This is a genomic window from Rugosimonospora africana (assembly GCF_016862975.1).
In the GTDB taxonomy this organism is placed as follows: domain Bacteria; phylum Actinomycetota; class Actinomycetes; order Mycobacteriales; family Micromonosporaceae; genus Rugosimonospora; species Rugosimonospora africana.
Window position 1 is genome coordinate 157606 of the sequence record NZ_BONZ01000038.1, and the last position, 13990, is coordinate 171595.

The window sequence follows — 13990 nt, forward strand, 5'->3', positions numbered from 1 at the left end:
AAGCGTCACCGGGATGTCGTGCCGGTCGCTCACCGGTTCGCGCCCGCGCTCTTGTCCAGAACGCACCGGTTGACGCACTCACCGATGCCGTCGATGCGGGTGGTCAGCGTCGCACCGTCCGCCAGGTAACGGGCCGGCTTGCGGGCGTGGCCGACACCGCCGGGGGTACCGGTCGCGATCAGGTCGCCGGGCATGAGCGTGACGATGGTCGACAGGTACGCGAGCAGGTCGGCGGGGCCGAACACGAGGTCGCCGGTGTCCGCGCTCTGCACCCGCTCGCCGTCGACCTCGCAGGACAGCGGGTACGCCGGCTCGTCGGTCCCCTCTGCGGTGACCAGCCACGGCCCGACCGGCGTGGTCGCCTCGAACGTCTTGCCCTGCAACCACTGCAGCGTGCGGTACTGCCAGTCGCGGGCGGTCACGTCGTTGACCACCGTGTATCCCGCGATCGCGGCCCGGGCCGCCTCGGGAGTGGCCCGCCGCAGCGGCGCGCCGACCACCACCCCGAGTTCGGCCTCCCAGTCCATCGCGGCCGACTCTGGAGGCAGTACGACGTCGTCGTACGCCCCGACGAGCGACCGCGCGTACTTGGCGAACAACGTCGGGTGCTCGGGAAGCTCGCGCCCCATCTCCAGGATGTGCGTGCGGTAGTTCAGGCCGACGCAGATGACTTTCTCCGGGCCCAGCACCAGCGGCGCGTAGTCCAGCCCGGAGACGTCGTGCGCCGGGCCGGCGGCGGACGCGGCGGATGCCCGCCAGCCGTCCTCGCGCAGCAGGTCGACCAGGTCGGTGTGGCCGGTCTCGACGGCCCGGTCCGCGTCGACGCGAACCACCCGGGTGCCGTCCGCGGTGCGGATCGTCGCGAGCCTCATCGGGCAACCTCCGTCTGCGTGCGCGCCAGGCCGAGAGCTTCGTAGACCGGTTCGTCGCTGAACCGGAACGCGTCCAGGGCGCTGCCGGCCCGTACGCTCACCGGCGCCCAGGACGGCACCGCGAACAGGTCACCGGTGCCGACCTCGTACCGGCTCTCGCCCACGCTGACCGTGCCGGAGCCGGAGAACACCTGCCAGACCGAGGAGCCGACGTGCCGGGTCGGGGCGGTGACCGTACCGGCGGCGAACCGGTGCATCTCGGTGCGGATGGTGCTCAGCGCGTCGCGCCCGGTCAGCGGGTTGCTGAACCGGACCGCCGCGTGACCGGGCTCCACGGTCGCGTCGTGCCCCTCGGCGGCGCAGGCCAGCTGCTCGCGCAGCGCGGCGTCGGTGTGCTCCCAGCGGTAGGCCATCAGCGGCGACGAGGCGCGCTCCGGCCGGGCCACCGGCACCAGGCCCGGGTGACCCCAGATGCGCTCGTTGTACGAGCGGTCCGGAGTGGCCGTCGTGGCGAGCTGGTCCGGGCCGAACTCGAAGAAGCCCGCGTCGAGCTGGTCGACCAGCGGGATGTCCAGCCCGTCGATCCAGGCCATCGGGGTGTCGGTGGTGTTGTGGTGTTCGTGGAAGTGCCAGCCCGGAGTCAGCAGCAGGTCACCTCGGCGCATCGCGACCGCGTCGCCGTCGACGTTGGTCCACACGCCCTCGCCCTCGACGACGAAGCGGAACGCGGTCTGGGTGTGCCGGTGTGCCGGCGCGGTCTCCCGCGGCCCGAGGTACTGGATGGCCGCCCACAGTGTCGCGGTCGCGTACGGCTGGCCGGGAATGCCGGGGTTCGCCAGCGCGATCGCCCGGCGCTCACCGCCCCGGCCAACCGGAACCAACCGGCCCGCCTCGGCGGCCAGCGGGTAGAGCGTGGACCACCGCCACAGCGCCGGTACGCCGGAGGGCTGCGGACTGGCCGGCATCAGGCCCTCACGCTGCGTCCACAGCGGTGTCAGGCCGGCGTCCGCGAAGTCGCGGTACAGCCGTGTCAGGTCCGGATCGTCCTCGACCGGTCGGGTTGTCTGCTCCGCCTGCGTCATCGAGGCGCCCTCCTCGGGTGTGGTCTGTGCGGTGCGCCGGCGACCTCGCCGCGCACGGCACCATTGCGGTCACGTCGAGGCTAGAACGGCCGGCGGACGCGATGGAATCCTCGCGTTCCGACATTCCATGGAGCAGAATATCGGCGTGACCCCGCAGCCCCCCGTCGGCACCGTCGGCGCGACCCCGCAGCCCCCCGTCGGCACCGTCGGCGCGACCCCGCAGCCCCCCGCCGGCACCGTCGGCGCGACCCCGCAGCCGCCCGTCAACTCCGTCGACCGCGCCCTGCGGCTGGCACGGCTGCTCGTGGAGCGGCACCGGCTGCGCGTGCACGAGGCCGCCGACGCGCTGGGCCTCGCGCCGTCGACCGTCCACCGGTTGCTGACCGCGCTCGTGGCGCACGGGTTCGCCACCCGCGACCGGCACCACGTGTACGCGGTCGGCCCGTTCCTGCGGGGGCTCGCGGTGCCCGCGCCGGCCAGCCCCGACCTGACCCACGTCGCGCACCCGCACCTGGTGGCGCTGTCCCGGCTGACCCGGGAGACCGTGCACCTGGTGATGCTGGAAGGCAACGGTGTCCGGTTCGTCGACGGGGTGGAGGGCGGGCAGACCATCCGGGTCGCGTCGCGCACCGGCATCGTGCTGCCGGCGCACCTGACCTCCGGCGGCAAGGTGCTGCTGGCCGAGCTGTCCGCCGCCGAGCTCGCCGGGCTCTATCCGCGCGGGCTTCCGTTGCGGGCCGGCGCCGCCGGGCCCGACATCGGGGAGCTGCGCCGCGAGCTGGGCAACGTACGCCGGCGCGGATACGCGGTCAACGCCGAGGAGACCGAGCAGGGGGTGAACGCGCTGGGCGCGTGTGTCCACGGGCCGGACGGCGCGGCGCTGGCCGCCGTTGTCGTAGCCGCGCCCAGCCAGCGGGTCAGCCGGCGCGCGCTGTCCGATCTGGCGCCGGCCGTGCTCGCCGCCGCCGCCCGGATCTCCGACGAACTCAGCTGAATCCCCCTGGACGCCGGCACGCGGCCCACAACGGCCCGGAACGGCCCGGCGGAGCCCGTGACATAGTGAGCCGCATGGCACGCACCCTGTACCGCGACGCGGCGCTCGCGGATGGCACCGGACCGCGGCTCAGGCTCGGCGTGAGCCTGCTCGTGGACGACGACCGGATCGAGTGGATCCGCCCGACCGGCGACGAACCGGACCCCGGCCCGGACGTCGAGGTCGTCGACGCGTCCGGGTGCACCGTCGTGCCCGGCCTGGTGGACAGCCACAGCCACCTGACGATGCCGGGCGGGGCGCACTGGATCGACCGCGGCTTCGATCCGGCCGACCGGCTGCTGCGGGTCGCCGAGGACAACGCGCGCCTGCAACGGGCCGCGGGCGTGCGCTGGGCGCGCGACGTCGGCTCGCCGGTGAAGACGGATCCGGTCGACGGCCGCACCCGCGGGCTGGCCCTCGGGGTACGGGACCGGTGGGCGGGGCACCGCGAGTACCCGTACGTGCGGGCGGCCGGTACCTGGATCGCGCGCGCCGGGGGCCTGCCGTCCGGGCTGGGCGTCGAGGTGTCCGACGGCGACGGGCTGCTGCGGGCCGCCATGGGGCAGCTCGACGACGGGGCCGACTTCGTGAAGCTGTACCTCGACGGTCCGGACCGGGAAACTTCGCCGTTCACGGTCGGCGAGGTACGGGCGGTGGTCGACGCGGCACACCGGCGCGGCGCCCGGGTCACCGCCCACTCCGGCATGCTGCCCGGTGCCCGGATCGGTGCCGAGGCCGGTGTCGACTCCCTGGAGCACGGCTTCCAGCTGGACGCCGACGTAGTGGCCGCGATGGCGGCGAACGGCGTCGCCATGGTGTCGACGCTGGCGGTGCTGGAGTCCTGGCGCTCGTTCGCCAGCACCACGGCCCTGCCTCGCTTCGCCGAGCCGGCCGGCCGCTCGCAGATCGCCGCGCGGCGCGAGTGGGCGCACGAGAGCGTACGGCTGGCGGCCCGGGCCGGCGTACTGATCGCGGCAGGTACCGACTTCGGTGGCGGCTCGTTGCGGGCCAACCAGTTGGCCTGGGAGATCGAGTGTCTGGTGACCGCCGGCCTGGAACCGTGGCAGGCGCTGGCCGCCGCGACCCGCAACGGCGGCGTCCTGCTGGGCGAGCCGGAGGCGGGCGTCATCCGGGAGGGCGGGCCGGCCGACTTCGTTCTGGTGCACGGCGATCCGCTATCGGACCCGGCCGCGATGTGGCGGGTCTGGCTGGTTCACTAGGTCCCGCCCCGCCGATCGTTCGCCGGCCGGCGGGGAGCCCGTGCCGTCGCTAGGGCTGGCAGGCCGGGCACCAGTAGGAGTTGCGCCCGGCCAACTCCGACCGCAGGACCCCGGTGCCGCAGACCAGGCACGGCTGGCCGTGCCGGCGGTACACATACACCTCACCGCCGTGCCGGTCCATGCGCGGCGCCCGGCCCATCGCCTCCGGCGTGTGTCTACTGTGGACGGTGTCGATCCGCCCGCGCTGCACGCCCTCCTTCATCAGCGCCACCAGGTCGGCCCACAGCTCGGTGAACCCGTCGGGGCTCAACTCGCGACCGGGGCGGGTCGGCGGGATGCCCGCCCGAAACAGCACCTCGGACACGTAGACCAGCCCGGCACCGGCCACAATGGACTGATCCATCAGCAGGGCCGCGAGCGGGGCGGCCCGGCCGCGGATCCGCGCGTAGGCCGCGGCGGGGTCGGCGTCGTCGCGCAGCGGATCCTCGCCCAACCGGCCGCGCAGCGCGTCGACCTCGCCCGGGCTCAGCAGCTCGCACGCCGACGCGCCGCGCAGTTCCAACCAGTGGCGCCGGGTGGAAAGCCGCAGCCGGACCTGCCCGACCGGCGGCGGGGCGGCGCCGGTGCCGTCGGTGAAGGCGCCGTAGAGCCCGAGGTGGATGTGCACCGAGCGGCCGTCGTAGTGGTGCAGGAGATGCTTGCCGTATGCCTCGGTGTCTCGCAGGACCGCCCCGGACACGGCCGCGGCCCCGGCTGCGAACCGGCCCTGCGGGCTGCTCGCGCTGACCCGCTTGCCGGCGAACAGCGTCCGGTGCCGGTCGGCGAGGCGGTGGAGGGTATGTCCTTCGGGCACACTCGAGCCTAACGCGTGGACGGCACCGGGCCGGGGAGGGGCACGAGACCCCTCCCCGGCCGGTCCACCGGGTCAGCTCAGTCCTTCGGGTCAATCCTTCTTCAGGGCGTAACTGGCGGTGGTGGTCGTACCCTTCGTGATCTTCACGGTGCGGACCTGCGGCTGGTAGCCGTCCTTGGCGACGATCACCTGCAGCGGGTTGTTGCGGGTGTCCAGCCAGAGGGCGTACTGGCCGTTCTTGTCGGTTTTCAGGGTGTAGCTCGTGGCCCAGCTGTCGATCTGTACCGTCGCGCCGGCCAGGACGGATCCGTCCGCCGCCGAGGTGACCGTACCGGTGATCTTGCCCCAGGTCTTGGGCGGGTTCACCGTCATCGACACCTTGACCGCCGGCACCGGGTACGGCGTGTCCGTGGACAGGGCCACGTTCGCCGCGTACGTGCCCGGCTGGGTGATCGCGGCCACACTGGCGTCCACGGTCACCGTCACCTTCGCGGTCTTGCCCGGCGCCAGCGTGAGGCTGGTCGCGTCCTCCGACAGCCACGGCACATCGCTCGCACCGCCGCAGTCGGCGAATCCGGGCAGCACCGAGCTGATCGGCAGCGGCGGCGCGAACGCGCCACCGGGGTTGCCGCCGACCTGGTAGAAGCCGCAGGCGCTACCGCCGCGGTAGAACGCGTTGTTGGCGTTGGGCAGGGCGCTCCACGAGTCGCTGCCCGGGTCGTACGCGAAGCCCTGGTTGGTCACCGTGAGGCTGTTGTTGGTGACGCCGGCCGAGACCAGCAGCATCCCGTTCGCGACCGTGTAGTTCGAGCCCCACATGTCCATCGGCAGGCTGGCCACCGGCGACCAGGAGTCGGTGCCCGGGTCGTAGGCGTAGGCGTGCGCGATGCCCGCCCCGCTGTTGACCGTGCCGCCGGCGCAGTAGAGCTTCGCGCCGAGGCCGCCGCACGACTCCCAGGACACCGTCTCCGGGTACGCGGCGGCCGGCGACCAGGTGTCCGACACCGGGTCGTAGACCTCCACGTCCGTGTTGCCGCAGGTGCTGGTGCAGCCACCGACGACGTACAGCTTGCCGCCCAGCACCGCCGCGCCGGAACCGGCGTACGGCTTGGGATCCGGCGCCCCGGTCGTCCACCCGTTGGTGGCCGGGTCGTAGATTTCCAGCTTCGAGTCCGGGTTGCCGTTGACGTCCCAGCCGCCGGCCACGTAGAACTTGCCGCCGATGAACGCGGCGGCCGGCTTCTCCCGGGTGTCCGCCGCGCTGGCCAGCGGGCTCCAGCTGCCGGTGTCCGGGTCGTAGACGTACATCGCCGCGGTGTCACCGTCGCCGGTGAAACCGAACGCCGAGTACAGCTTCCCGTCGTTGACCCCGGCGACGTTGTCCTGGATCGGGGTCGGGTAGTTGGCGATCGCAGTCCACGGCGCGTCCGACGGCGTGTTGTCCGCCGGCGCGGACTTCGCCGCCGGTGCCACCGGCTTGCCGCCCGCCATCAGCGCGTGCGGCGAGTACTTGCCGTTGACCCTCTGCACCGGCGCGCCGCTTTGGGCCATCAGCGTCGAGCCGCCGTCCTGCTCGCCGATCGTCACGGTGGCCGGTGCGGTGCCGGTGTTCTTCAGGGTGACCGTGGCGCTGGCCGTGCCGCCCCAGCCGACCGTCTTGTCGATGCTCGACGTGCTGGCCGTCACCTGGCCGGCCTTCAGCGAGAAGTCCGCCCGGGTGGCGTAGTTGGCCGCCACCTTCGGGGTGGCCGTCGCGGTGGTGTACCGGCCGGCCGCGGCGGTGAACTGGTGCGCGCCGGTGGCCGGCGAGAACAGCCAGTAGAAACCGTCGCCGAGGTTGGTGTCATCCGGCGTGGCGGAGGTGGTGGCGGTGACCCCGGCGGAGTCCACAGCGGACACCAGCGCCCCGACCACACCCTTGCCGGTGTTGGCGTCGGTCACCTGGCCGAAGACGATGCCACCCGCGATCGTCGGGTCGCAGGTCCGGGCGCCGATGAACACGTTGTCCAGCTGCCACCACCAGCCGAAGCTGCCGGTGAAGTGGAACCGCACCAGCACCGAGGACTTCCCCGCCGCCTGCGGCACCGGGATGTCGACGTGAGCAGTGCGCAACGCGTCGGCGGTGTGGCGCCAGACGTTGCTCCACGTCGTGCCGCCGTCGACGCTCACGTCCACGTCGGCGGTCTGGCCGTTGTAGGGGTCGTAGTCGGTGTCGAAGCTGACCGACGGGCTGGCCACGTCGCTGAAGTCCGCGGCCGGCGCGGTCAGGGTGGTGTCCTCCGTGTTGGCCGAACCGGCGTGGTCGCTGTCCACGATGGCGAAGCCACCGCTGCCGCCGGTGAGGTTGCCACGGTCACCGTCGTCGGTGAACGCCCAGCCGGCCGTGCCGCTGCCGTTGTCCACCGTCCAGCCGGCCGGCGCGGTGGTGCCGTCGAACGGCTGCGTCGTACCGGAGTAGTGCACCTGGTAGCCGGGCGCGTCACAGGCCAGCGTGTCGACCGGTACCGTGATGTTGCCCTGCGCCCCGGAGTCGCCCACCGTGACGCGGGTACCGCCGGTGCTGTACCCGCTGTAGGCCGGCGTGGCCTGCAACTGGTAGGTCTCGCCCTGCGGCAGGTCCATGCTGTAGTGCCCGGTGGCCGGGTCGGTGAAGACTCCCCCGCCCGGTACGCCGGCCGCGGTGACCCTCGCGTACAGCGGCCAGCCGTGCCCGGAGCCGTCGGTGACCGTGCCGCTCACGGTCGCGTGCGGCAGCGCGGTCAGCGCGAAGTTCTCCGTCACCGAGGCACCGTCGCCGACACTGACGCCGGTGACGGACGCGTCCTTGTACCCGTACCCGTGCACCGTCACGTCGTAGCTGCCGACCGGCACGTGCAGATCGTAGTGCCCCTGCGCGTCGCTGGTGGTGTTGGTGTCACCGGCCGACACGGTCGCTCCGGCGACGGCCGCCCCGGTGCCGGCGTCGGTCACCGTGCCGGTCACGTCGCCGTGCGGCCCGGTGGCGAACGCCGCGATCCCGTTCGGGGTACCGAGGCCGGTCGGGCCGTCGTACCCGGCGCCGGCGGTGCACAGGTACGCCGGCGTACAGGTGCCGTTGTTCCCCGTCGTCACGTCGTTGAGCGACCCGGTCTTCGCGTACGGGTACGAGTTCGGGTACGTGCCGGTGACCGGGGTACCCGCGTCGGCGTACACCGAGGCGATGATGGGCGATGCCGCGCTGGTGCCGCCGTACACGCTCCAGCCGGTGTTGCCGTAGGTCTGGTACACCGCGACGCCCGTTGCCGGGTCGGCGACCGCGGACACGTCCGCCTCCGCCCGGTTGGCGCAGCCGGTGTCCGTCTGGAACGACGGCTTCGCCTCGTACAGCGAGCAGCCGCTGCCCGGAGCGCCGAACGAGTCGTTCCACACCGACTCCGACCAGCCGCGGTCGTTGCTCGCCCGGGTCAGCGCGGTGCCGCCGACCGCGGTCACGTACTGGGACGCGGCCGGGTAGCTGACCCCGTACCCGTCGTCGCCAGTGCTGGCGACGACCGCGACGCCGGGGTGGTTGAAGTGCGGGTCCGACGCGGTGGTTTCGGTCGGGTCCTCGCCGCTGCCCGGGGTGCTGTCGTAGCCGCTGCCCCAGCTGTTGGACACGTACTTCGCACCGAGCGCGACCGCCTCGTCCTCGGCGGCGTACAGGTCGGTGTTGTTGTTGGTGTCCGCCTCCACGAGCACGATGTGCGCCTGCGGGGCGACGGCGGAGACCATGTCCAGATCCAGCGAGATCTCGCCGGCCCAGTCGCCGTTCGGGGTCGGGTAGTCGGTGCCGCCGCGCTGGTTCACCTTGCGGAAGCAGCCATTGTCCGTGGTACAGGCCGGCAGCCCGTACTGCTGGCGGTACACCGCCAGGTCGGCCTCGGCGTTCGGGTCGTCGAAGGCGTCCACGATGGCGACCGTGGCACCGGCTCCGCCGTCGGCCGGCAACGCGTAGGCGCTGCGCAGGTCTGCCGGGCCGTAGCCCTGCGGGGTGGTGTCGGCGGGGCGCACGCCGCGCGTCCCCGCGATGTCGGTGCGGCGCAACGCGAAGCAGGCCGACTGGCCCTTCTTCGCGGTACCGCAGACCGCCACGACGGTGTGCTTCGCCGAGGCGGTACCGGCCGCGGTGGCCGGTCCCGCCTTGGCCGGGGCGGCGGTGGCCGCGGCCGGTAGGCCGAGCACCGCGGTGGCGACGACGAGAGCCCCGGTCAGGAACCAGGTTCTGGCTCTGGCCGGGATTCGTCCGGGATGGGATTGGTGCATCAAGGTCCTCCAGCCTCGTTGCACGGACGACCCTTGTTGGGGTCGACGACAGACGATCTTCGCCCGCCGTTTTCCCACCATGCGAAGGCACACTTAAATGTGTCAACGCATTCACGGAGGGCAACATGGGAAGCGACTCATATGCGCACCGCCTGCGTTAACGCCCCAACGTGGCCCGCGGCAGGATTGAACAGCGACACCTGCCGATGGCACGGCCGCCAGCGCCGTCCGGCGTGAATGCGTCACGGCGGAAAGCCGCCACCCGGCCGCGTTGATTTCCGAAGTACCGCTGGTGAATCTCTTCTTGCCAGCGGATTCCCCGGGCTCACCGTCGAGCTGCCCGCCTGGCGCCGACCGCGGCTACCCGACTGGAGCATCCGTGCACTTTCGACCACCCCTCCCCCGGCGCGGGCGTACCGCGCCGGTGACGCGCCTGATCGCGGCGGCCGCCGCGCTGGTGCTGGCCACGCTCGTGACCCAGGTGCCGCGCGAGCTGGCCAGCGCCGCGCCGGCCGCCGGCACCCAGGTGGCGACGCAGGCGCTGTGCGGCCCACCGGCGCCGGGCCGGTTCACCTGCTTCGCGCTGCGGCGCACCGACGTCACCCGCACCGACGCGACGAAGTCGGCCGGCGCGCAGGCGCGCGGCACCATTCAGGCGGCACCCGACGGGTACGCGCCGGCGGATCTGCGCTCCGCGTACGGGCTGCCGGCCGACGGCGGCGCCGGCGCCACGGTCGCCATCGTGGACGCCTTCGACGACCCGAACGCCGAGGCCGACCTGGCGGTGTACCGCCAGCAGTACGGGCTTCCCGCGTGCACCACGGACAATGGCTGCTTCCGCAAGGTGGACCAGCAGGGCGGCGCGGGCTACCCGGCACCCGACGACGGCTGGGCCGGCGAGATCTCGCTGGACCTGGACATGGTCTCCGCCGTCGCCCCGCAGGCACACATCCTGCTCGTCGAGGCGGACGACAACGGCACCGACAGCCTGGGTACCGCGGTCAACACCGCGGTGGGCCTCGGCGCCCGGTACGTGTCCAACTCCTACGGCGCCTACGGCGACGACCCCAGCTCGCCGGCCTACGACGAGGCGTACTTCGACCACCCCGGCACGGCGATCGTCGCCAGCTCCGCCGACGACGGGTACGGGGTGGCCTACCCGGCCTCCTCGCCGTACGTCACCTCGGTCGGCGGCACCAGCCTGACCCGCGACGGCAGCGCCCGCGGCTGGTCGGAGACGGTGTGGAACAGCGTGGCCAACACCGCGGACGGCCCGCACTGGGGAGCGCCCGGATCGGGGTGCTCGCAGGTCGAGCCGAAGCCCCAGTTCCAGACCGACGCCGACTGCCCCGGCCGCTCGGTCGCGGACGTGTCCGCGGTCTCCGACCCGGCCACCGGTGTCGCGGTCTACAACAGCTTCTCCGACGCCGGCTGGAACGTCTACGGCGGCACCAGCGCCGCGTCGCCCATCATCGCGGGCGTGTACGCCGACGCGGGCACCCCGGTCGCGGGCAGCAACCCCGCGTCGTACCCGTACCTGAGCCCCGGCGCGCTGAACGACGTGACCACCGGCGACAACGCCAGCTGCTCGGACCGCTCGCTGTGCGGCTTCGGTACCACGCCGGACTGCACCCCGCGCTACGAGTGCGTGGCCGGCCCCGGGTACGACGGGCCGACCGGCCTGGGTACCCCGAACGGGCTGGCCGCGTTCCGGCCCGGGGCGCACGGCACCGTCGCCGGCACCGTGACCGACGCGTCCACCGGCCGGCCGGTGGCCGGGGCCTCGGTGACGCTGGGCGCCTACCACGTCACCACCGACTCGGCCGGCGGCTACCAGTTCGTCGTACCGGCCGGCTCGTACCCGCTGGCAGTCACCGCGTACGGGTACGCCGACCGCAACCTCGGCGACGTCGACGTGGCCGACGGCGCGTCCGTGACCCGCGACGCGGCGCTGACCCCGGTGCCGACCCAGACCATCTCCGGCACCGTGCGCGACGGCGGCGGCCACGGCTGGGGCGTGTACGCGAAGGTGACCGTCGACGGGGTGCCGGGCACCGCGTTCACGAACCCGGCCACCGGCGCGTACACGGTCAAGGTGCCGATGGACCACCCGTACACGGTGCATGCCACCGCCCTGTACCCCGGCTACCAGGCGGCCAGCGCCGACGTGACGGTCGCCGAGTCCGGCGCCACGGCGAACCTCACCCTGCCGCTGTCCACCACCGGGGCGCTCGCCCCCGGGTACGCCATCGCCTACCACGGCGGCGGCCTCCAGAGCTTCGACACCAGCACGACACCGGACGGCTGGACGGTCACCAACCACACGCCGGCCGGCGGCTGGCAGTTCGACGACCCGCTCAACCGCGGCAACTCCACCGGCGGCACCGGCCACTTCGCCATCGTGGACGACTACGCGCTCGGCTGGGCGCAGGCGGACACCGAACTGGTCAGCCCGAGCTACGACTTCACCGCGGAGAAGACGCCCGAACTGGACTTCGACACGGCACTGCCCTCGCTGTACCGGCTGGACGACCCGACCGCCGACGTCGACGTCAGCACCGACAACGGCCAGACCTGGACCACGGTCTGGCACCACACCGACGTCATCAACGGACCGGCGCACGAGGTGGTGCCGCTGAACGCGTTCGCGGGCAAGCCGTCGGTGCGGGTGCGCTTCCACTTCACCGGCGGGCTGACCGGCACCTGGCAGCTGGACAACGTGGCGGTCGGTACCCGCAGCCTGCAGACGCTGCCCGGTGGCCTGCTGGTGGGCCGGGTCACCGACGCCAACACCGGAGCCGGCGTGCTCGGCGCGACGGTCAGCGACCCGACGGCGCCGGCCGGCGCCGGGCACAGCGTCGCGACCCCGGGCGACCCGGCGCAGCCGAACGGCCTGTACTGGCTGTTCTCCGGCGGCACCGGCAAGCGGCAGTTCACCGCCGGCCTGCCCGGCTTCGGGTACCCGGCGGTGACCGAAAAGGTGTCGGTCGCACCCGACGCGGTCACCACCGCCGACTTCGCCCTCCACCCCGGCAAGCTGCGGGTCAACGAGAACGCGGTCGGCGACAGCGTCGCGTGGGGCGCCTCGAAGACGGTCAGCCTGACCGTGAAGAACACCGGCGGCTCCCCGGCGACCATCACCCTGGGGGAGCAGGCGACCGGCGGGGCGCCGAGCCCGGCGGCGGGTGCCGCGCGGCAGCGGGTGAAGTCCCGCGTGACACCGCTCTCGGTGGCCACCGGCGCCTCGGGCACCGCACCGGCCGCCGGCGCGCCCACCGACCAGGCGTGGCAGCCGGTGACCGACCTGCCGACAGGCACGTACGGCGGGATCGCCACGGTGATCGGCGGGGTGCTGTACGCCGGGCTGGGCGAGGCACCCGGTGGCCAGTGGAGCAACGCGCTGTACTCGTACGACCAGGCGACCGCGAGCTGGACGGCGCTGGCCAGCGCGACCACCAAGCGGTTCGGCCCCGCGTACGGCGTCATCCGGGGCAAGCTCTACGTGACCGGCGGCCGGGACGCGGCCGGCAACCCGATCGTCGGCGGTGAGGTCTACGACCCGGCGGCGAACACCTGGTCGCAGATCGCCGACGCGCCGGTGGCGTACGGCAACGAGGGTTCAGCGGTACTCGGCGACAAGCTGTACGTGATCGGCGGCTGCGACTGGGGCGGCTGCGGGTACAACGCCGTGCAGGTCTACGACCCGGCGACCGATACCTGGTCGGCGGGCAAGCCGTACCCGGCCCCGGTCTCGTTCCCCTCCTGTGCCACGGTCGACGGCACGCTCTACTGTGCCGGCGGCGCGTACGAGCCGGCGAACGCGGTGGGCACCGACACCGCGGCCGGGTACAAGCTGGATCCGGCGACCGGGGCGTGGACCCGGATCGCGGACGCTCCGGTCGACTTCTGGGGCGCGACCGCCACCGCGGCCGGCGGGCGGCTGCTGACCGCGGGCGGCAACGTGCTGTCGGCCGGGTCGCTGACCAACGAGGCGTACGCCTACGACCCGGCCACCGACGCCTGGTCGGCGATGCCGAACCTGCCCGCCCCGGTGATGGAGGCGGCCGGCGCGATCGGCTGGTACGTGGTGGGCGGGCTGAACGGGTACGGCGTGCCGCAGGCGGGCGCGCAGAAACTGCCCGGGTACGACGCTCCGCACGCCGACGTGCCGTGGCTGGCCGAGAACGCGGCCACGCTGACGATCGGGGCCGGGAAGTCGGCCACGGTCAAGGTGACGCTGGACGCCACCGCGATGGGTCCGGCCGACGCCGGTGACCACCGCGCGAACCTGCTCATCGACACCGACACGCCGTACGGCTCGGTGGCGGTGCCGTTCACCATGACGGTCACCGCCCCGGCCGGCTGGGGCGAGCTGACCGGTACGGTCACCGGCACCGGCAGCCCCGCGGCACCGCTGGCCGGCGCGACCGTTCAGGTGGACACGAAGAACGGCCACACCACGCTGAGCACCGACGACAAGGGCCAGTACCGGCTCTGGCTACCGGCGAAGGACAACCCGTTGACCGTCATCGTGGCGGCGACCGGGTACCAGCCGGACACCAGGACGGTGAAGCTGGTCAAGGGCGGGGTGGTCACCGCCGATTTCGCCCTGGCACCGCGCTGACGGGGACCGACCATCCCCTCAGGCC

Annotated in this window: 7 protein-coding genes; 3 read left to right on the forward strand and 4 right to left on the reverse strand. The window is 73.2% G+C overall.

Going from position 1 to position 13990, the window contains the following annotated elements; all coding sequences use genetic code 11:
* Nucleotides 1–29: 29 nt before the first annotated feature.
* Entirely contained in the window at nucleotides 30–872 is an 843-nt protein-coding gene (locus Raf01_RS20135) for a fumarylacetoacetate hydrolase family protein (protein ID WP_203919484.1), read from the reverse strand.
* Nucleotides 869–1954, reverse strand: coding sequence for a cupin domain-containing protein (locus Raf01_RS20140; RefSeq protein WP_203919485.1), 1086 nt, complete (start codon nucleotides 1952–1954; stop codon nucleotides 869–871). The genes Raf01_RS20135 and Raf01_RS20140 overlap by 4 nt, the downstream gene beginning before the upstream one ends.
* Nucleotides 1955–2099: 145 nt before the next feature.
* Here Raf01_RS20140 and Raf01_RS20145 point away from each other — a divergent pair, with 145 nt between their 5' ends.
* Both Raf01_RS20145 and Raf01_RS20150 read left to right on the forward strand, forming a co-directional pair.
* On the forward strand, nucleotides 2100–2948 hold the full coding sequence (locus Raf01_RS20145) for an IclR family transcriptional regulator (RefSeq protein WP_203919486.1): 849 nt from the start codon (nucleotides 2100–2102) through the stop codon (nucleotides 2946–2948).
* Nucleotides 2949–3022: 74 nt separating this feature from the next.
* Nucleotides 3023–4207 (forward strand): amidohydrolase family protein, encoded by a 1185-nt coding sequence (locus Raf01_RS20150; protein ID WP_203919487.1) that lies wholly within the window; start codon nucleotides 3023–3025, stop codon nucleotides 4205–4207.
* Nucleotides 4208–4256: 49 nt separating this feature from the next.
* Here Raf01_RS20150 and Raf01_RS20155 read toward each other — a convergent pair whose 3' ends face one another.
* Both Raf01_RS20155 and Raf01_RS20160 read right to left on the reverse strand, forming a co-directional pair.
* Nucleotides 4257–5060: an Fpg/Nei family DNA glycosylase gene (locus tag Raf01_RS20155; RefSeq protein ID WP_203919488.1), complete on the reverse strand. Its 804-nt coding sequence runs from the start codon at nucleotides 5058–5060 to the stop codon at nucleotides 4257–4259.
* Nucleotides 5061–5150: 90 nt separating this feature from the next.
* Nucleotides 5151–9341 carry a carboxypeptidase regulatory-like domain-containing protein gene (locus Raf01_RS20160; protein ID WP_203919489.1) on the reverse strand — a complete coding sequence of 1397 codons (4191 nt, stop codon included), beginning with the start codon at nucleotides 9339–9341 and terminating at the stop codon, nucleotides 5151–5153.
* A gap of 379 nt (nucleotides 9342–9720) precedes the next feature.
* On the opposite strand from Raf01_RS20160, the gene Raf01_RS20165 reads away from it, so the two are divergent.
* Entirely contained in the window at nucleotides 9721–13965 is a 4245-nt protein-coding gene (locus Raf01_RS20165; protein ID WP_203919490.1) for a carboxypeptidase regulatory-like domain-containing protein, read from the forward strand.
* Nucleotides 13966–13990 lie beyond the last annotated feature (25 nt).